18 protein-coding genes are annotated in these 19,718 nt (G+C 71.3%); 10 read left to right on the forward strand and 8 right to left on the reverse strand.

All coding sequences use genetic code 11. The annotated features are described in order from the left end of the window. Positions 1-627 (forward strand): tetratricopeptide repeat protein (locus D7W82_RS28905; RefSeq protein ID WP_370451083.1); only part of this gene is annotated, 627 nt, incomplete at its 5' end. Positions 628-636: 9 nt separating this feature from the next. On the opposite strand, the gene D7W82_RS28910 is transcribed toward D7W82_RS28905, so the two are convergent. Continuing rightward, a complete protein-coding gene (locus tag D7W82_RS28910) occupies positions 637-1,494 on the reverse strand; it encodes a hypothetical protein (RefSeq protein ID WP_120621428.1) in 858 nt (285 codons plus the stop codon). A 7-nt stretch (positions 1,495-1,501) separates the two neighbouring features. Continuing rightward, complete coding sequence (locus D7W82_RS28915; RefSeq protein WP_120621429.1) at positions 1,502-2,797, reverse strand: hypothetical protein; 1,296 nt, start codon at positions 2,795-2,797, stop codon at positions 1,502-1,504. A gap of 297 nt (positions 2,798-3,094) precedes the next feature. On the opposite strand from D7W82_RS28915, the gene D7W82_RS28920 reads away from it, so the two are divergent. From D7W82_RS28920 to D7W82_RS28935, 4 genes are all read left to right on the forward strand, one after another. After that, positions 3,095-5,407: a glycosyltransferase family 39 protein gene (locus tag D7W82_RS28920; protein WP_120621430.1), complete on the forward strand. Its 2,313-nt coding sequence runs from the start codon at positions 3,095-3,097 to the stop codon at positions 5,405-5,407. Next, complete coding sequence (locus D7W82_RS28925) at positions 5,404-6,363, forward strand: ABC transporter ATP-binding protein (RefSeq protein WP_120621431.1); 960 nt, start codon at positions 5,404-5,406, stop codon at positions 6,361-6,363. Before D7W82_RS28920 ends, D7W82_RS28925 begins: the two co-directional genes overlap by 4 nt. A gap of 2 nt (positions 6,364-6,365) precedes the next feature. Continuing rightward, entirely contained in the window at positions 6,366-7,166 is an 801-nt protein-coding gene (locus tag D7W82_RS28930; RefSeq protein WP_120621432.1) for an ABC transporter permease subunit, read from the forward strand. A gap of 174 nt (positions 7,167-7,340) precedes the next feature. Beyond that, entirely contained in the window at positions 7,341-8,384 is a 1,044-nt protein-coding gene (locus D7W82_RS28935; protein WP_120621433.1) for an SPFH domain-containing protein, read from the forward strand. A gap of 69 nt (positions 8,385-8,453) precedes the next feature. Here the strand turns inward: D7W82_RS28935 and D7W82_RS28940 are convergent, their stop codons facing one another. Both D7W82_RS28940 and D7W82_RS28945 read right to left on the reverse strand, forming a co-directional pair. Beyond that, positions 8,454-8,996 carry an FHA domain-containing protein gene (locus D7W82_RS28940; RefSeq protein ID WP_120621434.1) on the reverse strand — a complete coding sequence of 181 codons (543 nt, stop codon included), beginning with the start codon at positions 8,994-8,996 and terminating at the stop codon, positions 8,454-8,456. 42 nt (positions 8,997-9,038) lie between these two features. Beyond that, entirely contained in the window at positions 9,039-10,775 is a 1,737-nt protein-coding gene (locus D7W82_RS28945) for a chromosome segregation protein SMC (RefSeq protein WP_120621435.1), read from the reverse strand. A 29-nt stretch (positions 10,776-10,804) separates the two neighbouring features. Here D7W82_RS28945 and epmA point away from each other — a divergent pair, with 29 nt between their 5' ends. From epmA to D7W82_RS28960, 3 genes are read left to right on the forward strand one after another with little or no spacing between them, the layout of a single operon-like run. Next, the gene (gene epmA / locus D7W82_RS28950; RefSeq protein ID WP_120621436.1) at positions 10,805-11,818 is read left to right on the forward strand and encodes an EF-P lysine aminoacylase EpmA; all 1,014 of its coding nucleotides are present in this window, start codon (positions 10,805-10,807) and stop codon (positions 11,816-11,818) included. Beyond that, the gene (locus D7W82_RS28955; protein ID WP_233587997.1) at positions 11,818-12,555 is read left to right on the forward strand and encodes a 1-acyl-sn-glycerol-3-phosphate acyltransferase; all 738 of its coding nucleotides are present in this window, start codon (positions 11,818-11,820) and stop codon (positions 12,553-12,555) included. Before epmA ends, D7W82_RS28955 begins: the two co-directional genes overlap by 1 nt. Further along, the gene (locus D7W82_RS28960; protein WP_120621438.1) at positions 12,552-13,271 is read left to right on the forward strand and encodes an inorganic pyrophosphatase; all 720 of its coding nucleotides are present in this window, start codon (positions 12,552-12,554) and stop codon (positions 13,269-13,271) included. Before D7W82_RS28955 ends, D7W82_RS28960 begins: the two co-directional genes overlap by 4 nt. Before the next feature lie 76 nt (positions 13,272-13,347). Here the strand turns inward: D7W82_RS28960 and D7W82_RS28965 are convergent, their stop codons facing one another. After that, a complete protein-coding gene (locus D7W82_RS28965) occupies positions 13,348-14,010 on the reverse strand; it encodes an MmcQ/YjbR family DNA-binding protein (RefSeq protein ID WP_120621439.1) in 663 nt (220 codons plus the stop codon). 198 nt (positions 14,011-14,208) lie between these two features. On the opposite strand from D7W82_RS28965, the gene D7W82_RS28970 reads away from it, so the two are divergent. Next, the gene (locus tag D7W82_RS28970) at positions 14,209-15,654 is read left to right on the forward strand and encodes a nicotinate phosphoribosyltransferase (protein ID WP_120621440.1); all 1,446 of its coding nucleotides are present in this window, start codon (positions 14,209-14,211) and stop codon (positions 15,652-15,654) included. A gap of 43 nt (positions 15,655-15,697) precedes the next feature. Next, a complete protein-coding gene (locus D7W82_RS28975; protein WP_120621441.1) occupies positions 15,698-16,666 on the forward strand; it encodes a nicotinamidase in 969 nt (322 codons plus the stop codon). Positions 16,667-16,679: 13 nt separating this feature from the next. On the opposite strand, the gene D7W82_RS28980 is transcribed toward D7W82_RS28975, so the two are convergent. The 3 genes from D7W82_RS28980 to D7W82_RS28990 form a co-directional block, all read right to left on the reverse strand. Continuing rightward, the gene (locus tag D7W82_RS28980; RefSeq protein WP_120621442.1) at positions 16,680-17,795 is read right to left on the reverse strand and encodes a glycerate kinase; all 1,116 of its coding nucleotides are present in this window, start codon (positions 17,793-17,795) and stop codon (positions 16,680-16,682) included. A gap of 82 nt (positions 17,796-17,877) precedes the next feature. Continuing rightward, positions 17,878-18,372 (reverse strand): YkgJ family cysteine cluster protein, encoded by a 495-nt coding sequence (locus tag D7W82_RS28985; RefSeq protein ID WP_120621443.1) that lies wholly within the window; start codon positions 18,370-18,372, stop codon positions 17,878-17,880. Between the two features lie 64 nt (positions 18,373-18,436). Continuing rightward, the coding region (locus D7W82_RS28990) for a class I SAM-dependent rRNA methyltransferase (protein WP_370451084.1) at positions 18,437-19,718 on the reverse strand (1,282 nt) is incomplete at its 5' end.

Genomic DNA, 19,718 nt, shown 5'->3' on the forward strand with positions numbered 1-19,718 from the left:
CGCCCCCCCACTCCATCCAGCTCCGCGCAGCGGATCCGCGCGGAGCTGGATGGAGTGGGGGGGCGGACGCACCTGGTGGCGTGGTTCGTGCCGCGAGGAGAGTGGGTGTACCGGCTCGTCTTCACCTGGCCCCAGGCCTACCCGGCGTACGCGCGGGTGATGGAGCGGATGACCGCGGACGTGCGCTTCGAGGAGCCCGCGAGCCTGCGGGTCGCGAGGGCCCGGGCGTTGCTGGTGCCGGGCGTGGCGGGGCCGCTGCGGGAGCTGGGGCATGCGCTGCGGCGGTGGGGGCTGCCGGCGGACGCGGTGGAGCCCCTGGCGTCGGCCGTGCGGCTGGCGCCGACGCAGGTGGACACGCGCGTGGACCTGGCCCGCGCGTACTTCGAATCTGGACAGGTGGAGGCGGGCTGTCACTCGGCGGCGGAGGCCCGGGTGTATGGCCCGTCCGACACGGGAGCGCTGGAGGCCGGCGTGCGCTGCGCGCTGGCGCAGGGGGATACGGCCGGAGCCCTGCTGCGTCTGGAAGAGGCCCGTCGCGTGGACCCCCGGGATGCGCGCCTGCGCGCGGCCGAGGGCGCCTTGAAGGCGGCGGTCGAGGCGCCGGGGCCGGCTCCCCAGCGGCGGTGACGCGGGAGCTCAGCGCCCGCCGAACGGGCGCACCGCGAGCCCCGCGGCCAGCATCCCCTCGTCGCGCCGGAAGAGGCCCGCGTCGTTGCGCACGCCCGTGGCAGTGAGCCGCGCGAACACCGGCGCGTCGTTGACCGCGAGGAGCACGTGCTCCAGCGCGAGCTCGCCCCTTGCCCGGAAGTGAGCGCCGCCGTCGAAGTCGAAGCTCCAGCCCGCGAGCCCCGTCGCACGCAGGGCCCATCTGCCATCCCGCGTCTCCCAGCCCGCGTCGAGCAGCAGGGACGTGAAGGGGGACACCTCGTTCCGGGTGCCCTCCGGTGCGTGTCGCAGCGCGTGGCTCGCGGCGGGGCCCACGGCCAGCCAGCCCCACTCCGTGTTCGTGCGGAGCGGATCCAGCAGCAGCCCCACGCGGCCCGTCTCCAGCGTCCAGCCCGGGCCCTCCCGGACGCGCCGCTCCAGGTGCGCCGCGCGCAGGGCGAGGGCCACGTCGAACGGGAAGGGGATGCGCCGGGGCCGGCCGATGGAAACGAGCAGGGAACCTTCCTCCACGTGCCTGCGCAGCAGTCCGTCGTACGCGGTGAAGCTCAGCCCCCTCTGCTCGCCGCCCCACGCCTCCGTCATGAGCAGCCGGTGCGAATCAATCCACAGCGAGTCCGCCTTGCTGCCGCTCGAGCGCACCGCGCGGACGAGGAACCCCGTGCGCACGGCGAGCTCCTCCGCGCCGTCCTGCACGCGCAGCGCGGTGCCCAGCACCCAGCCGGTGCCGGGGTCGAAGCAGGTGGGGAACGTCTCCCCGGCCGCCGTCTGGCCCTCACAGGACAGGCCGGGCGCGGTGCCCAGGAGCAATGCCAGCGCGAGCGCCACCATCCCGGACCTAGCCCTTTCCGGGAGAGGCCGCCGGCGCGGACCTCCTGGCCGGGGCCCACATGGAGAAGCGCAGGCCCGCCTGCGCGGACCACTCCCAGCCGGCGGGCGCGTTCGCCACGTCGTCGCGCCACGTCCCGCGCCCGTCCAGCGTCACGCTCACGGGCTGGTCGTTGATGGCCAGGGCGATGAACTCATAGCCCGCGCGCAGCCGCAGCCGCTCCGGACGCAGGGGCCGGCCCTCCACGGCCTCCGCGAGGAGCACCTTCTGGGCCTCCGCGCCGAAGCGCACGTGGTGGAAGCCGTCCCGGTCCAGCGTGAAGTCCCCCTCCAGCGCCGCCGCGGGGACGAGCGTGAAGAAGCCGTTCGTCTGGTCGCGCTCCAACGCGGGCCCGGTCCGCACTCGCACGTAGGACACCAGGTCGCTCGAGTGCCACAGGTCCAGCGTCACCTGCGTGGCGGCCACGGAGAGGAAGTCCGCGTGCACGTCCTCGCGGCGCACCTGTTCGCCGTGGAGCAGCTCCATCCAGAAGCCCAGGTTGGCGTAGATGTCGAAGCGCCGGGGGTGGCCGTAGAAGGTCGTCACCCGGAAGAGCGGCGCGTCATTCTGGCTGCGGAAGTCGTAGCGCAGGAGCGTGGCCTCGTAGGAGGGCGCGTCCCCCAGGTACAGCTCCGTGTCCAGCAGCGTCATCCGGTGCAGCCGGTCCGAGTCTCCCGGCCACTCCAAATCCACGCCGAAGTCCACCCGCACGCGTTTGTCCAGGCGGTCCGTCTCGCGCAGCCAGCGCGGCGCCCAGGCCCCGCCCACGTAGACGCGCCGGTGCAGGTCGAAGTTGTACTGGAGCACCCGCCCGCGCTCGTCGCGGTACCAGCCCGGCGGCGCCTCCGCGATGGCGGGCACCAGGCGGTACTGGCGCACCGTCTCCGTGGGCATCAGATTCGGCACGCACCAGTCCACCCGCTGCAGGGGCTGGTCCTTCTCATGGCCCTCCACGTCCAGCTCATGGGCGGGCGACACCAGGCACTCCTTCTTCACGTCGTCGCAGCGGGCGCGCCACGCCCCGGAGGGCACGGCCGGCGTGGGCGGCAGGGCGATGCAGCGCGCCTGCCCGGCGTAGGGCTGCTGGGGAGACGACGCGTCCGGAACGGCCATCTGGAAGTCCCACGGCTCCGGCTCCGGCGGCGCGGCCGGCGTGGGCTCCACCGGAGCTTCGACCGGAGCTTCGACCGGAGCCTCTGGAGCTTCCGGCACCTCCACCTGCCCCAGCACGAGGGCACATCCCAGGGTCACCGCTGAAACCAGCATCACTGCTCCTCGTCGAGATTGAGCGGCCCTCCGCGTTCCGGCCACGCGGTCAGGCTTCGTGATGGGGGGCCCTTACAAGGCCCGTGCCCCTGTCTGGAGGACGGCCTTTCGCGGACTTGCCCGTGCGGCTGTGCAGGCGCCTGCACAGCCCCTGTGCACGCGGAAGCGCGTGCGCTGGCGCGAGAACGACGCACCCCCTTCCAGGTCGGTCGACCGGCGGGGGTGGGGGGGATATAAGCCCCCCGGCCCCATGGGGTTCACGGGGGCCCGTCCCGGACGACGAAGGAGCACGCGCGCGTGGCAAGCGACGGCGAAAAGAACTCGCAGGGGGAATCCACCTTCGCCCAGGCCATCCTGGGGGATGACACCCTGACGTCTTCATGGGGGCGGCGGTGGCTGGCCCTCTCCTTCAGCGCGCGCGTGGTCCTGGCGACCGCGGGCTTCGCGGCGCTGCTCTTCGTGCCCTACCTGGGCGCGGTCGGCCTGTGGGACCCCTGGGAGACGCACTACGGCGAAGTGGGCCGGGAGATGATCCAGCGCGGCGACTACGTCTATCCCTTCTGGGAGAACGCGTGGTTCTTCTCCAAGCCGCCGCTCACCATGTGGATGCAGGCGCTGGGGATGAACCTCGTCGGCGCGCTCCGCGGCGACGGAGCCATGGGGCTCTACACGGAGTGGGGCATGCGCATGCCCTTCGCGCTCCTGAGCATCACCGCCGTGGCGCTCCTGTCGCTGGCGGTGGCGCGGGTGGTGAACATGCGCGCGGGCCTTGCCACGGGCTTCGTGCTGGCCACCATGCCGCTGTACTTCCTGCTCACCCGGCAGACCGTCACCGACACGCCCTTCGTCACCACCTTCGTGTGCGCCATGGCGTGCGCCATCATCGGGCAGTTGGACGACACCACGAAGCACCGCGTCGGCTGGTGGTACGCGTTCTATGTCTTCGCGGGCCTGGCCACGCTGGCCAAGGGCCTGCTGGGCGTGGGCCTGCCCGCGGTCATCCTGGTGCTGTACGCGATTGCCGGCGTCATCCCGTGGAGCCGCGAGAGCCTGGAGGCGCACCTGCGCTGGCTCGCCAGCGGCGAGGTCCGCGCCCAGGTGCGCGCGGGCACGCGGGCCATGCCCGTGCTGTGGGCGCAGATGTACCGGATGAAGCTGGGCACGGGCATCCTGGTGTTCGCGGCGGTGGCGGTGCCCTGGTACCTGACGCTCGTGCTCTTCAACGGCGTGGACGACGAGGGCAAGCTGTTCTGGTACCGCTTCTTCATCCACGACCACCTGAACCGCCTCACCGCGGGCGTGCACACCACCACGCCGGGCGGGTCGTTCACCTACTTCATCGAACAGGGCGGCTTCGCCATCTTCCCGTGGGTGGCGCTGCTGCCCGGCGCGTTCGCGGTCGTGTCGCGCCTCAAGCTGCGCTCGCGGGACAAGGCGGACCACCTGGCGCTCATCGCCGTGCTGTGGGTGGCGTTCGCGTTCTACCTGCTGGCCTCCAGCGCGACGAAGTTCCACCACTACGTGTTCCCGGTGCTGCCGGGCCTGGCCATCCTCATCGCGCTGTTCGTGGACCGGCTGTGGCGGGACGGCATCTCCGAGCACGCCGTGAGCCTCATCTTCGGCCTGATCCTCTTCCTCCTGGTGGGCAAGGACCTGGCGGAGAACCCCAAGGACTTCACCGACCTGTTCGTCTACAACTACGACCGGCCCTATCCGCAGGACCTGGTCACCAAGCCCATCGCGTTCTTCTCCTCGCGCCCGCTGTGGATGGGCGACCTGGTGACGCTGGTGCTCCTGGCCTTCGGCGTGTACCTGGCCTTCGACGCGTTCTCCTCCAAGGCGAAGCTGGAGCGCCCGGCCGCGGCGCGCGCGGTGGCGCTGGGCCTCCTGCTCACGGGCGGGGCCACGCTGGCCGCGGTCGCTTCGCAGGGGCAGGTGTCCGCGATGGGGCTGTGGGGCGTGGCGCTGGTGGCGCTCGCGGGCTTCCTCTTCTGGCAGGCGTCGCGGCCGGAGGAGGCGCCGGGGCGCACGGTGCTCCAGGCGGTGGGCTTCGGCCTGGCGCTGGTGGGCGTGGCGCTCGCGGTGCGCGGCTTCAAGGGGCCGCCCACGTCGGACGCGCTGTTCAAGGCCCTGTCCGGCACCATCAACGTGAAGGTGGGCATGGGCTTCGCGTTCGGCGTGGCCGGCGTGCTGGCGGCGGTGGCCGCGCTGCAGCGCTCGCGCGTGCTCTTGTTCAGCACCTTCTGGGGGCTGGCCGCGGCGTTCGCGCTCTGGTTCAACTGGGGCCACTGGGTGGACCTGTCCCACCACTGGACGCAGCGCGACCTGTTCTGGCGCTACTACAACCAGCGCAAGGCGGGCGAGCCCATCGCCGCGTACATGATGAACTGGCGCGGGGAGACGTTCTACTCGCGCAACACGGTGGAGCAGTTCCGCGCCAACGACGCCAACACGCGCATGCGCCAGTACGCGGCGCGGCCCGGCCGCGAGTGGGCGCTGGTGGAGCACAACCGCGTGAACCTGCTGCGCAACGCGGTGGGCTCCGACAAGACCGTCACCCTCATCGACCGCGACATCAACAACAAGTTCGTCCTGGTGACCATCGAGTGAGCATCCTCGTCCCGCCCCCCCTCGCGGAGCCCCTCGCGAGGGGAGGACTGCGCGTCCGCGGACTGGCGAAGCGCTTCGGCGAGCGCACCGCCGTGGAGGACCTCACCTTCGACGTGCGGCCCGGCGAGGTGTTCGGCCTGCTGGGCCCCAACGGCGCGGGCAAGACGACGACGGTGCGCATGCTGACGGGGCTGCTCAGGCCCTCCAGCGGCGACGCGGAGGTGTGGGGCCACTCCGTCACGCACGACGGCGAGTCGCTGCGCAAGGTGGTGGGGCTGCTCACCGAACAGCCCGGGCTCTACGACCGGCTCACCGCGCGGGAGAACCTGCGCTTCTTCATGAAGCTGCATGAGCTGGACGAGTCCGTCGCGTGGCCCCGGGCGAAGCACTACCTGGAGCGCTTCGGGCTGGGCGGCCGCGAGGACGACCCGTGCGGCGGCTTCAGCAAGGGCATGCGCCAGAAGCTGGCCATCGTGCGCACGCTGGTGCACGACCCGCGCGTCATCTTCCTGGATGAGCCCACCAGCGGCCTGGACCCGGAGTCCGCGCGCACCGTGCGCGACGCGGTGGCGGAGCTGGCCTCCGAGGGGCGCACCATCGTCCTGTGTTCACACAACCTGGCGGAGGTGGAGCGGCTGTGCGAGCGCGTGGCCGTGGTGCGCCGCCGCCTGCTGGCACTGGGCCCGGTGCGCGAGATGCGCCGCGCGGGCCAGTCGCTGGACGTGCGCGTGGACGGCCATGCGGAGGCCTTCGTCCCCGCGCTGGCGGCGCTGCCCTTCCGGCCCAACGTGCTGGTGGAGGGCGGGCGCCTGCGGGTGATGCTGGCGGATGAGGCGCGGGCGCCGGACGTGGTGGCGTGCCTGGTGGGCGCGGGGGCTCGCGTGCACAGCGTGGTGCCCGCGCAGCGGCCGTTGGAAGAGGTGTACCTGGACCTGCTGCGGGAAGAGGGGACGTGAGCATGGCCTTCCGGCCGCGACGCGCGTTGGCGGTGTTCTGGAAGGACTCGCTGGACCTGCGCAAGAACGTGGGCCTGCTCGTGTCCATGGCGGTGCTGCCCATGGTGATGGTGACGGTGCCCATCGGCGTGGTGTGGACGTACGTGCGGCAGCCGGACCACGCGGACCTGCGCACGGTCGCGCTCTTCTACGACCCCACGCTGCCTTTGGGCGCGAGCGCGGCGCGCTTCCTCATCGACAAGTCGCTCACCGACTGGTTCGGCATGTTCCTGGTGATGCCCGTCTTCATCCCCATCCTCATCGCGTCCCAGAGCGTGGCGGGGGAGAAGGAGCGCCGCACGCTGGAGCCGCTGCTCGCGTCGCCCGTGTCCGCGGCGGAGCTGGTGGCGGGCAAGTGCCTGGCCGCGCTGGTGCCCGCGGTGGTGCTGACCTGGGCCGCCTTCGCGCTGTTCTGCGTGGGCGTGGACTGGGTGGCGTGGCCGCTGGTGGGCGCGCCGCTGATGCCCAACGCGCTGTGGGGCTTCGGCGTGTTCGTGCTCGCGCCGCTGTTCGCATTCTTCGGCAACGGCGTCGCGGTGCTCATCTCCGCCCGGGTGAGCGAGGCGCGCATGGCGCAGCAGCTGTCCGCGCTGGTGGTGCTGCCGCTGGTGGGGCTGGTGGGTGGCCAGGTGGCCGGGGTGCTCAAGGCGGGCGTGGGCTACTACGCCATCCAGGGCGCGGTGGTGCTGGTGCTGGACTTCATCCTGCTGGCGGCCAGCATCCGGTTCCTGGACCGGGAACGTCTGGTCAGCCGCTGGGGTTGAGTCACTGGCGGGTTGGAGAGTGGACTGCCAGGGAGCCGGCCGGACGGGCAGGCGCCCGTGAAGCTGTTATGTTCCAGGGCAGGATGCCGGGGGAAGCGCGGTGGCGCTTTCGCGCCGGCGGCCCCGCATTTAGGGGTTGGGGTTACACGCGGCCACGGAGGCGCTGAAACAGACATGGGGATCTTCGACAGCATCAAGGGCGAGGCGCAGCGGAACTTCATCGCCCGCGCGGACAGCGCGAAGGGTGAGATCGTCTACAAGTATCCGGAGAAGAACGTCCGGATGAAGACGCAGCTCACCGTGGACGCGGATGAGGTGGCGCTGTTCGTCAAGGACGGCAAGGTGGAGGGGAAGCTGGGGCCCGGCCGCCACACGCTGGACACCAACAACATCCCGTTCCTGTCGCGCCTGCTGGAGGGCTTCACCGGCGGCAACATGTTCATGGCGGAGATCTTCTTCGTCTCCAACCGTGAGCACACGGGCGTGAAGTTCGGCGGCCCCATTGGCGACGTGCGCGACCCGGAGACGGGCCTGGGCATCGGCACCATGGTGTACGGCGACTTCTCCATCCGCGTGACGGAGCCGGAGAAGCTGGTGGTGGGCCTGGTCGGCATGGGCCGCGCCTCCAACGAGGAGTTCCTGGGCTGGTTCAAGGGCCAGGTGCTCAAGGTGACGCGCGACCGCACCGCCGAGCTGCTGGTGAAGAAGAAGTGGCCGCTGCTGGACGTGACGAGCGGCGCCTACGTGGAGGAGATGGAGCAGGAGATCCTCGCCGGCCTCAAGCCGCACGTGGACTCCTACGGCCTCACCATCGTCCGCATGGGCAACTTCGTCGTCAGCATCAAGCCCGAGGACGAAGTCACGCTGAAGAAGCTGTCCAAGGACGTCGCGTACTCGCGGCTGGCGGGCGGCTTCCAGCAGTACGCGCAGGGCCAGGCGATGCTCGGCGCGTCCGAGGGCATGGCCAAGGGCGGTGGCGGCTCCGACGGCGCCATGCAGGGCATGGGCATGGGCATGGGGTTCGGCATGGCGCAGATGTTCGCCAACCAGCAGAACCAGCAGCAGCAGCGCCCCGCGGAGCCCGCTCAGGCGGCCCCTCCCGCGGACACGCGCAGCCCGGCGCAGCGGCTCAAGGAGATCAAGGAGCTGAAGGACGCGGGCGTGCTCTCCGACGAGGAGTACGCCGCCAAGCGCGCGGAGCTGATGAAGCTGCTGTAGTCCCGCCGCTGTCCGCGCTGACATGAGGGCCCTGTCTCCCAGCTGGGGAGGCGGGGCCTTCGCGCTTCTTCAGGGGGCGGGCGTGCCCGGCACGGCGAGGCGCAGCTGTTCGTGCAGGGTCTCCGCGCGCAGGTAGAGGAACTGCACGTCGCCGAAGGCCAGCGTGGCGCCGTCGTGGAGCATCACCTGGGCCTTGAAGCCCAGGGGGGCGCCGTTGATGAAGGTGCCGTTCATGGACTGGGCGTCGCGCACGGAGAAGTCCCCGGCGCCCGCGTTCCAGCGCAGGGTGGCGTGGTGCTGGGAGACGGAGGGGTCCGGCACCACGAGGTCGCACGCGTCGGTGCGGCCCACGGTGAACTCCTCGCCGTCCTGGTTCGGCTGGAGGAAGTGCACCTCCAGGTTGTCGAAGTCGCGCAGCATCGCGAGCAGCCGCTCCTCCATGCGCGAGCGGTGCGCCATCCCCACCGTGCGCATGCCCACCATGCCCGGGGCCACCACGGCCTTGAAGGCGGCGTCCACGGGCTGCTGGATGAGGGCGATAGCGCCGGACGCGGACCGGAAGGACTCCAGCGAGGCGCCCGCGAAGGGACGGAGCTGTTTCACGGACACCATGGCTTGGGACCCTACGTGCAACGCGTGGAGACGGGAAGGGGCCTACGATGCCAGCGGCGTGGCGTCGGCCCGGGGCATCTGGGGCACCGTCGAGGCCGGCGTCTTCGCCGGGGCCGCGGGCGTCGGCGCGGGCGTGTCGTCCAGCCGGCGCAGGTCCAGCTTCATGGGCACCTGGAGCGTGGTGCTCAGCCGCAAGAGCAGCACGTCCGGCGCGAGGCCGTTCTCCCCAATCGCCTGCGTCAGCTCGCGCGCGGAGGGCGCGCTGCCGCGGGCCCAGAGCTCCTTGAGGAACGCGCCCGCCTCCGGCGCGTGCCACCACGCCGGGCCGAAGCGCGCCTTCAGCTGCCCCTGGAGCTGCCCGGCCAGGAACCACGCCCGGAAGCTGTCGGCGGACTGGTAGAAGTCCTCCTGGTCCACGAGGTAGCGCTCCACGTCGTCCGCCGTCATGGGCATGGCGCCCGTGCGCGCCATCAGGGCTCGGTAGAGCTCGCGCGGATCCACGTCCGTGCGGCGGTGCAGCTCCAGCTGGTAGAGCAGCCGGCCCGCGGCGTGGCGGATGAGGTACAGCTTGTGCGCGCTGGAGGCCGCCAGGTACTGGGCGCGCTTGTCCGCATCTCCCAGCACGCCCGCGTTCTCCTCCAGCCACACCGGGTCCTCCAGCAGGTCCTCGAAGAGCGCGGAGTACGCCTCGCCCACGGTGGGGTTGCCCAGCCGCGCCAATTCGAAGCGGGCCTCCTGCGTGAAGGCCATGTGCAGGAGGTGCCCCACTTCATGCAGCACGCGGCCCTGGTGCAGCACGCCCGTGCCCGGCTTGAAGGACAGCCGCACGTCGGACGGCACCTTCACCGCCAGGGCCAGCGGGCGCGGGTTCTTCCGCGGCAGGTCGCGCGCGTCCACCTTCACGTTGGGCAGCGCGCTCAGGTCGATGCCCATCCCCGCCACCGTGGCCTGCGCCTTCGCCAGCGACTCGCCCTTGGGGAACGCGTCCTCCACCTCGCGCGAGCGGAACAGGCGCGGGATGTCCGCGCGGGTGATCTGCGCGAAGGGCAGCCCCAGCTCGCGCTGGGCGAGCCGCTCCATCACCAGCCGGTACGGCTCCTGCGTGGCCTGGAGCACGTCTTCCGCCAGCTGCGCCAGCCGCTCCAGGTCCGCCTGCCGCAGCTCGCTGCCGAAGGCCTCGTAGGACTCGAAGCCCATCTGCCGCACCAGCTCGCGGGTGCGCGTCTCGCGGCGCTGGAGCGTCTGGTTGAGGCGGGTGAGCGCGGGCGTGGCGGCCGCGTAGAGCGCCCTGCGCCTGAGGGCGCTCTTCTCGTTGGCGAGCAGCCGCTCCAGGTCGTGGTAGCGCACCTCGCGCCCGTCCACGTTCAGCTTGAGGGACGCCTCCAGGTTGGCGGACGCGTCGTTGTGCTCGGCCAGCTCGCGCGACAGGAACTCACCGGCGAAGTGGCCGTGGAGCGCGGTGAGGGCGCGCAGTTCGCGCGGGTCCTTGGTCAGGTGCCGCAGCCGGTCGATGCGCCGCAGGTTCTCCAGGCTGAAGAGCGCCTGCTTGCCGCTGTAGGTGGCGGAGATGTCCACCGCCTTGCCCTCCGTCCAGAAGTCCCAGACGAGCCGGTGCTGCTCCTCCAGCAGGAGGGCGGACTCCGCGGACAGGGCGTTCACCTCGCCAGTCAGCAGCTCTTCCTCGCTGGGAGGGGGGACCGCGACCGGGGGCGGCGCCTTGTGACAGGCGCTCAGCAAACACAGGGTGGCGGCGAGGAGGGACGGAATCCTTGGGGACATGGGCCGCCCATGTTACTTCCGACCCGCCGATGCCCAACGTAAACCCATGGCGAGCGGCCCGAGGACGCCAGGGCCTCTACTCCGCCCTGCGACAGTTCTTCGCCAGCCAGGGATACCTGGAAGTGGAGACGCCGCTGCTCGTGCCCACTCCCGGCATGGAGCCGTACATCTCCGCCTTCGAGACGCCCTTCGTCCCGGAGACGGACCTGGGCAAGGCGCGCACGCTCTACCTGCACACCAGCCCCGAGTACGCGATGAAGCGCCTGCTCGCGGAAGGAGCGGGGCCGCTGTTCCAGATCTGCAAGGTGTTCCGGAACGGCGAGGTCTCCCAGACGCACAACCCGGAGTTCACGCTGCTGGAGTTCTACCGGCCGCACGCGGACTACCACGCCATCATGGACGACCTGGAGGGCGCGCTGGCGGCGGCGGGCCGGGCGGCGGCGGACGCGAAGGAGAGTGAGCCCGGCGCGGACCCCGCCTTCTTCACGCGCACGCCGTACGAGCGCGTGACGGTGCGGGACGCGGTCTTTCGCGCCACGGGCGTGGACATCCACGTGCACTCGGACGGCGCGTCGCTCAAGCGGGCCGCGGACGCCGTGGGCGTGCACACCGGGAACTCCACGTCCTTCGACGACGTCTTCTTCCACCTCTTCCTGGAGCGGGTGGAGCGGGGCTTGGGCCACGAGCGGCCCACCTTCCTGATGGAATACCCCGCGTCCATGGCGGCGCTGTCCCGGCTGAAACCCGGCGACGGCCGCGTGGCGGAGCGGGTGGAGCTGTACGCGAAGGGGCTGGAGCTGGCGAACGGCTTCTCTGAATTGACGGACGCGGTGGAGCAGCGCGCGCGGCTGGTGGAGGAGCAGGAGCTGCGCCGCGAGCTGGGCCGCGCCGTGTATCCCCTGGACGAGCGCTTCCTGGAGGCGGTGGGACGCATGCCGCCGTCCGCGGGCATCGCCGTGGGGCTCGACCGAATCCTGATGCTGCTGCTCGGGGTCCAGCGCATCGAGGACGTCCTCCTGTTCCCCGCGCACGGGTTCGTCTGATGCTCAAGGTGCTCCAGACGCTGTTCGCTGGCACGGCCACGGTGGGCCTCACGGGCGTGACGTCCGCGACGGTGACGCTGCTGTCCGGGTTGGATCAGCACCCGGCGGCGGACAAGGTGCTGGGGGCCTGGGGGCGCTCGGCGCTGGCGGCCGCGGGCGTGCGGCACGAAGCCTTCGGCCTGGAGAACATCCCGAAGGACGGCAACGTCGTCTTCGTGAGCAACCACCAGTCGCACTTCGACGCGATGGTGAACTTCGCGCACATCGACAAGCACACGCGCTACGTCGCCAAGGCGGAGCTCTTCAAGGTGCCCGTGTTCGGCCGGGCCATGCGCGTCGCGGGCAACATCCCCGTGCAGCGCACCGGCGGCGCGGATGACCGTGCCCGGCTCCAGGAGGCCGTGACGGCGCTGCGCGAGCGGGTCAGCGTGCTGTTCTACGCGGAAGGCACGCGCAGCCCGGATGGAGAGCTGAGGCCCTTCAAGAAGGGCGCCGCCACGCTGGCCATCCAGGCGCAGGTCCCCGTCGTCCCCATGGCCGTCTCCGGCACGCGGCTCATCCTCCCCAAGGGCGGGCGGGCCATCCAGTGGGGGCAGCGGGTCGCGTTGGTGGTGGGCAAGCCCGTGCCCACCGAAGGGCTGACGTTGGCTGACCGGGATACCCTGACCCGCCGCCTGGAAGAAGCGGTGGCGGGGCTGTACGCCGAGGCGCGCCAGCGCTCGGGAGACCTTTCATGAAGAAGAGCACCCAGACCCCGTCGCAGGCCCACCCCTGGCATGGCATCTCGCCGGGGCCGGAGGCCCCTGAAGTCGTCACCGCGTACATCGAGATCGTCCCCACGGACGCCGTGAAGTACGAGATGGACAAGGAGTCCGGCATCCTGATGCTGGACCGGCCGCAGCGCTTCAGCAGCCAGTGCCCCACGCTCTACGGCTTCATCCCGCGCACGTACTGCGGCGAGCAGGTGGCGAAGCGCTGCGCGGAGCGCACCGGCCACAAGGACATCCTCGGCGACGGGGACCCCATCGACATCTGCGTGCTGACGGAGAAGGTCGTCTCCAACGGCAACCTGCTGGTGCACGCGGTGCCCGTGGGCGGCTTCCGGATGGTCGACGGCAACGAGGCCGACGACAAGATCATCGCGGTGCTGGAGTCGGACCTCGTGTACGGCGAGCTCCAGTACATCGCGCAGCTGCCGCGCCCGCTGCTGGACCGCCTGAAGCACTACTTCCTCACCTACAAGCAGATTCCCGGTGAGGGAAAGCGCAGCGTGGAGATCGCGGAGGTCTACGACAGGCAGGAGGCCATGGAGGTCATCCGCCGCAGCATGCGCGACTACGACAAGCTCTTCGTGGCGCCGGAGGCGAAGCCCGCGAAGAAGTCCGCGCCGGCCGCTCGCCGCAAGACGGCCGTGGCGAAGGCCAAGGGCCCCACGGGCCGGGGCAAGAAGTAGCCGCTTCCAGCAAGTCCCACCGCGCGGGAAGGGCAGGGCCCCCTTCCTTTCGCGCGTGGACCGTGCGTGCTCGCGCCTACGAGCGGCGGGCGCGCTTGGGCGCGGGGGTGGCGGCGCGCTTGCCCCGGGCCGGAGCGGCGGCCTTGCGCGCCGTCCTGGCCTTGGCGGCGGAGGCCGTCTTCGCCACCTTCTTGGTGGCCTTCTTCGCCACGGCCTTCACGCGGGTGGCGGCCTTCTTGGCCACGGCCTTCACCTTGCCCACGACCTTCTTCGCGGCCTTCTTCGCCGGGGCCACGGCCCGGCGCACGGAGGGCTTCTTGCCCGCGGCGGCCTTCTTCGCCGGCTTCGAGGCGGGGCCGGGGACGGCGGTGCCCCGGGCGGGCAGCTGGTCCACGAGCTTCTTGGGCGCGATGGCGCGGTAGCTCTCGTCGATCCACGCCTTGATGACGGGCACCGGCACCTGCGAGGCCTCGTCGAAGTGGGCGGTCACCCAGCCGCTCTTGCCCAGGCCGTACTCGGTGGGCTCGGTGAAGGGCAGCGTGAGCGCGGCGTCCTTGGAGTCGGGCAGCTTGGCGGAGAGGTTCAGCTTCTCGCCGTCGACGGTCATGAAGAGGAAGGTCTTGTCGTTGACCTTCATCGCCCGGTGGCCCCAGGGGAAGTCCTCGTGGGCGCCGGGGTAGCTCATCGCATGTTCGCGCAGCACGGCTTCGACCTTCTGCGTCTCGTTCTCTGCGGGCATGGGCACCTTGCTCGTTGTGTTTCGGGACAGCTTAACCGCACCTGTCGCATCCAGCGTATTCCCCAATGTGACGCTTGCTGGAGGAAAGACGGGTGACGGGTCACCCGTGGTTTCCCGCATCCGTCGGAACCCTTGGTCCTAGGTACGGGGTGGGGGGCACGCATAGTCTCGGGGTCAACGATAAGGAGTCGCCTCCCGATGCCCCAGTCCCTGCTCGCCACGGATGGCTACAAGTTCAGCATGGCGGAGGCCGGCTGGCCCCTGCGGAAGGAGACGTTCTACTACTCGCACCGCAAGGGCGGGCCCCAGGTGATGCCGCTGGACCTGGCGGCCTGGGTGAAGAACCTGCTGCCGGAGCCGCAGCCGGACGACTACGCGTTCCTCGCCCGCCACGACTACGAGATGGGCGTGGGCTTCAAGGCGGCCATCCTGCGCAAGGCGCAGCTGTCCGTGCGCGCCATCCCGCGAGGCGCGCTGTTCCTGCCGCGCGAGCCCATCCTCACCCTCACCGGCCCCTCCGCGCTGGTGTCGTGGCTGGAGCCGATGCTGTTGCAGCTCAACTACCGCGTCCAGGTGGCCACGCAGGCGCTGCAGGACCGCGAGGCACTGGCCCGGACGCTGGCCACGGTGACGTGCGAGGAGGAGAAGCGCATCGCCCTGGAGACGCTGGACCAGGTGGGCGTGCGGGCCGTGTCCATCCAGGTGGATCCGGAAGGCTACGTGCGGCGGGTGCGGGCGCAGGTGAAGGAGCTGGTGGACGTCGTGGAGGACCCCTCGCGCATCTTCGAGGTGGGCCTGCGCGCGGCGACCTGTCTGGAGCAGCACGAGCTGGCCCTGCGCGCGTGCCAGGAGGCGGGCGTGCAGCGCACGAGCAACGTGGAGGGCGCGCGCGTGCTGGGCATGATCCCCGTGGGCACCATGGGCCACGAGCACGTGCAGCGCTACGGCTCCGACGACGCGGCCTACCGCGCGATGCACGAGCGCCGGCCGCAGCGCTCCAGCTACCTGCTGGACACCTTCGACACGCTGACGTCGGGCATCCCCGCGGCGTTCAAGCTCATCTCGGAGGACCCGCAGGGTGGGGACTCCATCCGGTTCGACTCCGGCAACAAGAAGCTCCAGTACCTGTACGCGGTGACGCGCGCGCGGGATTTGGGCATCAAGCCGGTCATCATCCTGGAGGACGGCCTGGACGCGCAGATGACGCGCGAGTTCGAGGAGCTGCGCAAGCAGGTGGGCTGGGAGCCGACGACGCAGTTCTACGGCTACGGTGGCCACATCGTGGCGCGCACCATGTCCCATGCGCTGACGCGCGACCGGGTGGCGGCCATCTACAAGCTGTCGTGCTCGGGCGCGACGCCGGTGATGAAGTTCGGCAACGAGCTGGCGGAGGGCAAGCAGAGCGTGCCGGGCACGCCCGTCCTCTTCCGCCGCCGCACGGGCACGGGGCCGCTGGGCCTGGTGGGGCAGGCGGGGGAGGCGACGCCCCAGGGCTACTTCCCGCTGATGGAGTCGGCCCCGTCCACACCCTCACTGGTGGCGACCGAGGGCCTGACGCAGGAGGAGCAGCGCATCGGGTACACTGCCACCACGCAGGCGCTGGTGGAGTCCCTCACCCGGCGCCACTTCCCGCAGGGCCGCTGACGCCATGGGCCAAGGCGGCGCTGACGGGCCTGGAGAGCACGTCATGCCGCTGCCGCTTCCCCGGTTCCACGACGACGCACGTGTCGGCCAGCTCTACCTGGAGCGCGTGGCGGAGGTCTCCCAGGAGGCCTGGCGCTACGCCGCCGAGCACCGCGTGCGTCCGGCCCGCGAGGACCGCTTCCGCATCGCGGCGTTCGGCATCGACGCGCAGGTGGCCTTCTGCACGCCGGGCGCGAGCCTCTTCGTCCCGGGCGCGGTGGAGGACACGCAGCGCACGCTGCGCTGGCTGTACGCGCACCTGGACCGGCTGACGGGGCTCATCTTCTCGCTGGACACGCACCGGGTCTTCCAAATCTTCCATCCGGCGTGGTGGAAGGACGCGTCAGGGGCTCCGCCCGCGCCCATGACGGTCATCACCGCGAAGGACGTGCGCGAGGGCCGCTGGCGGGCCACGCGCCATCCGGAGGAGAGCCTGGCGTACTGCGAGGGGCTGGAGGCGAGCGGCCGGTACGTGCTGACCATCTGGCCGTACCACGCGCTCCTGGGCGGGCAGAGCCACGCGCTGGTTCCCGCGATGTACGAGGCGAGCCTCTTCCACGCGCTGGTGCGGGACACGCCCACGCACTTCGAATTGAAGGGCGAGCACCCGCTGACGGAGAACTACTCCGTGATGGCGCCGGAGGTGACGGAGGTGAAGGGCCAGCGCGTGGGCGAGTTCAACGCGCGGCTGATGGAGCACCTCTTGTCATTCGACCGCGTGTACGTCTTCGGGCAGGCCAGCTCGCACTGCGTGCTGTCCACGCTGCGCGACCTGCAGCAGTCCCTGGAGCGCACGGACAAATCGAAGCTGGGGAACATCTACATCCTGGAGGACGCGATGAGCCCCGTGCCCGCGCCTCCGCTGGAGCCGCTGCCCGCGGCGCTGGACTTCCCTCGCGTGGCGAAGGAGGCCCTGGCGGGCTTCAAGGCCGCGGGGATGCGCGTGGTGCGCACGACGGATCCGATTCCGTAGGACCGCGCTGCCGCTACCGGCCCAGGTGCGCGAGCGCCCACTTCGCGGTGGCGTCGCGCAGCGTCTCCCTGGCGGTGGCACCGGGGCGGGCCTGTCCGTTCAGCTCCACCACCTCGCGGAAGAGGGACAGCTCCGGCCCGTTGTCCCGCTGCACGACGCCCGCGAAGAGCACCACGTGCGTGCCCTGCGCGCGCGCCAGCCTCGCGAGCGCCACGGGGCCCTTGCCCATGGACGTCTGCCGGTCGAAGCGCCCCTCGCCCGTGAGCACCAGGTCCGCGAGCAGCACGCGCCGCTCCATCCCCAGCGCCCGCGCCACCAGGTCATACCCGGACGTGAGCTTCCCGCCTCCGAGCGCCGCGAGCCCGTAGCCCAGGCCTCCCGCCGCGCCCGCGCCCGGGAGGTTCGCGGCCTCCTCGTCCACGATGCGGCAGAACGTGGCCAGCGCCGCCTCCAGCTCCTCCACCGTCGCCGCGTCCGCGCCCTTCTGCGGACCGAAGAGGCGCGCGGAGCCGTCCGTACCCAACAGCGGCGTCGTCACGTCCGTGGCGATGAGCAGCTCCACCTGCTCCAGGCGTGGGTGCTTCCCGCTCGCGTCCACGCGCGAAAGCCTGGCGAGGCTCGCGCCCCCCGGCGGCAGCGGCGCTCCGTCCGCGTCCAGGAAGCGGAAGCCCAGCGCCTCCAGCGCGCCCTTGCCGCCGTCCGTGGTGGCGCTGCCGCCCAGGCCGACGATGAGCCGCTCGCATCCCGAGTCCAGCGCCGCGCGCATGAGCTGCCCCGTGCCGTATGTGCACGCGGCCCGCGCATCCCGCTGCTCCGGCGGCACCCGCGCGAGCCCCGAGGCCTGCGCCATCTCCACCACCGCGGTGCGCCCGTCGTCCAGCCGCGCCCAGCAGGCGTCCACCGGCGTGCCCATGGGGCCGCGCACGGTGAGCCTGCGGCGCTCGCCCTTCGGCATGCCCACGAGCAGCGCGTCCAACGTGCCCGGGCCTCCGTCCGCGAGCGGCGCCACGTCCAGCACCACGTCCAGCGAGGCCTGCCGCAGCCCCTCCGCCATGGCGTCCGCGGCCTCGGCCGCGCTCAGGGTGCCCTTGAACTCCTGGGGCGCAAGCAGCCAGCGTGGGGGAATCATGCTCGGGCACCTACGGGCTTGGACCGCGCGGACACAGGGGAACTCCGGTGGGCGCTCCGCCACCGCGTCTGCAGCATGGACGTCATCGTTCCTCCCGGGCCGGGGCGGTACTGACCCCGGCATACCATTCCAGGAGGGGACGTGGCCCCCGCAGTGACGGCATCACGCGCTGTGAAATCCGCTCCAACCGCAGGAGGAGCCTGGACACCTCGTCCGACGGCTGCCGGGCGGGGCCCTGGATGCGCTGACAGAAGAACGTGCGGCACCCGAACGGCCGGTCCGCGTACACGGTGCAGCGCAGGCCCGCGGCGTCCAGGTAGGGGCAGGCGCCGTCGGCGCGAGGGGGCGGGAGGGGCTTGCTGCGCTTGAGCAGCTCCCACTCCGGGAGCCACAGCCAGGGCTGGCGCTTCGTGACGGCCAGCTGGCAGCACTCACCGCTCGCGGGGCACGAATACGGGGCGTAGGCCTCGTCCGCCTGGCGGTAGACGGTGCGCGTCTCCTGGAGGGCGCGCTCCAGCGCCCGCGTACCGGACGCGGGGGCCTCATCGTCTGCGTCGTCCCAATCCCGGCGTGCCATGACTGAACCGTTCCCGCACGTCGGGGTCCAGTCGATGGACCCCTTGGATGGGTCCTACCCTAACTCACAGCATGCGCAGGACGAAACATTTGAGGTAGCGCGTCTCGCGCAGGTTGAGGAGGACGGGGTGGTCGCGGCCGGCGCCGCGGCGCTCGATGATCTGCACCCGGCGCTTCGCGTCCGCCGCCGCGGAGGCGAGCATCTCCTCGAAGGCCTGCTCATCCACGTGGTACGTGCAGCTCGCGGTCACCAGGATGCCGCCGGGGCGCAGGAGCTGGAAGGCGCGCAGGTTGAGCTCCTTGTAGCCGCGCACCGCCGCCGGGATGGCGTCCTTGTTCTTCGCGAAGGAGGGCGGATCAATCACGATGGTGTCGTAGCGCTTGCCCTCGTCCACCGCGTCGCGCAGGAAGTCGAACGCGTTGGCCGTCACGACCTCCAGGTTGGAGAGCTTGTTGGACTGGGCGTTGTCGCGCAGCTGCGCGGAGGCGGCGTCGGAAATCTCCACCGCCGTGACGTGCTTCGCGCGCGTGGCCAGCTGGAGCGCGAACCCGCCCACGTAGCTGAAGCAGTCCAGCGCCTCGCCGAAGGCGTACTGCGCCGCCATCACGTGGTTCTCGCGCTGGTCCAGGAACGCGCCCGTCTTCTGGCCCTCCAGCAGGTCCGCGCGCATGCGCACCAGCCCCTCGTCGAAGGAGACGGGGCCCGGCGGCAGCGTGCCGCGCAACAGTCCCTTCTCCGGCGTGAGGCCCTCCAGGTGGCGCACGCTCACGTCGGAGCGGTTGACGATGCCCTTGGGGTGGAGCAGCTCCTCCAGCAGGTCCGCGATGAGCGCCTTGCGCTGCTCCATGGCGGGGACCAGGAACTGCACGCTCAGGTAGTCGCCGTAGCGGTCCACCACGAGCCCGGGCAGGCCGTCCGCCTCGCCGTGCACCAGGCGGTACGTCGTCTCGCCGGGCAGCGCGAGCTTGCGCAGGCTCTCCGCGGACTGGAGGCGCTGGCGGAAGAAGTCCGCGTCCACCGCGACGTCGTCGTTGGTGAGCCAGCGCAGCGAAATCTTGGACTGCTTCGAATAGAAGGCCTTGCCCATGAACCAGCCGCGGCCGTCCACCACGCGCACGACCTCGCCGCCCTGGAGGCCGGGGTCGCCGTTGAGGTCCGCGCGGTAGATCCACGGCGGACCCGCGAGCCAGCGGTCGGAGCCGCGGCGCAGGAGCATCACCTGGGGCGTGCCGTCCGGGCCCAGCTCCGGCGACGTGCGGTCCGGCCGGAGCTTCTCGGGGCGCTGCCCGTGCTTCTCCGGGCGCTGGCCGGGCTTGCCGCCGCGTCCGGGGGGAGGGGAGCCGGGC

This window comes from Corallococcus sp. CA049B, from assembly GCF_003611685.1.
GTDB lineage: Bacteria > Myxococcota > Myxococcia > Myxococcales > Myxococcaceae > Corallococcus > Corallococcus coralloides.

What these genes read in the sequence shown, in the direction of transcription:
- D7W82_RS28910 (WP_120621428.1), bottom strand. Translation starts at nt 1,494, where the DNA reads ATGGTGGCGCTCGCGCTGGCATTGCTCCTGGGCACCGCGCCCGGCCTG.
- D7W82_RS28915 (WP_120621429.1), bottom strand. Translation starts at nt 2,797, where the DNA reads ATGCTGGTTTCAGCGGTGACCCTGGGATGTGCCCTCGTGCTGGGGCAG.
- D7W82_RS28930 (WP_120621432.1), top strand. Translation starts at nt 6,366, where the DNA reads ATGGCCTTCCGGCCGCGACGCGCGTTGGCGGTGTTCTGGAAGGACTCG.
- D7W82_RS28935 (WP_120621433.1), top strand. Translation starts at nt 7,341, where the DNA reads ATGGGGATCTTCGACAGCATCAAGGGCGAGGCGCAGCGGAACTTCATC.
- D7W82_RS28940 (WP_120621434.1), bottom strand. Translation starts at nt 8,996, where the DNA reads ATGGTGTCCGTGAAACAGCTCCGTCCCTTCGCGGGCGCCTCGCTGGAG.
- D7W82_RS28945 (WP_120621435.1), bottom strand. Translation starts at nt 10,775, where the DNA reads ATGTCCCCAAGGATTCCGTCCCTCCTCGCCGCCACCCTGTGTTTGCTG.
- epmA (WP_120621436.1), top strand. Translation starts at nt 10,805, where the DNA reads ATGCCCAACGTAAACCCATGGCGAGCGGCCCGAGGACGCCAGGGCCTC.
- D7W82_RS28955 (WP_233587997.1), top strand. Translation starts at nt 11,818, where the DNA reads ATGCTCAAGGTGCTCCAGACGCTGTTCGCTGGCACGGCCACGGTGGGC.
- D7W82_RS28960 (WP_120621438.1), top strand. Translation starts at nt 12,552, where the DNA reads ATGAAGAAGAGCACCCAGACCCCGTCGCAGGCCCACCCCTGGCATGGC.
- D7W82_RS28965 (WP_120621439.1), bottom strand. Translation starts at nt 14,010, where the DNA reads ATGCCCGCAGAGAACGAGACGCAGAAGGTCGAAGCCGTGCTGCGCGAA.
- D7W82_RS28970 (WP_120621440.1), top strand. Translation starts at nt 14,209, where the DNA reads ATGCCCCAGTCCCTGCTCGCCACGGATGGCTACAAGTTCAGCATGGCG.
- D7W82_RS28975 (WP_120621441.1), top strand. Translation starts at nt 15,698, where the DNA reads ATGCCGCTGCCGCTTCCCCGGTTCCACGACGACGCACGTGTCGGCCAG.
- D7W82_RS28980 (WP_120621442.1), bottom strand. Translation starts at nt 17,795, where the DNA reads ATGATTCCCCCACGCTGGCTGCTTGCGCCCCAGGAGTTCAAGGGCACC.
- D7W82_RS28985 (WP_120621443.1), bottom strand. Translation starts at nt 18,372, where the DNA reads ATGGCACGCCGGGATTGGGACGACGCAGACGATGAGGCCCCCGCGTCC.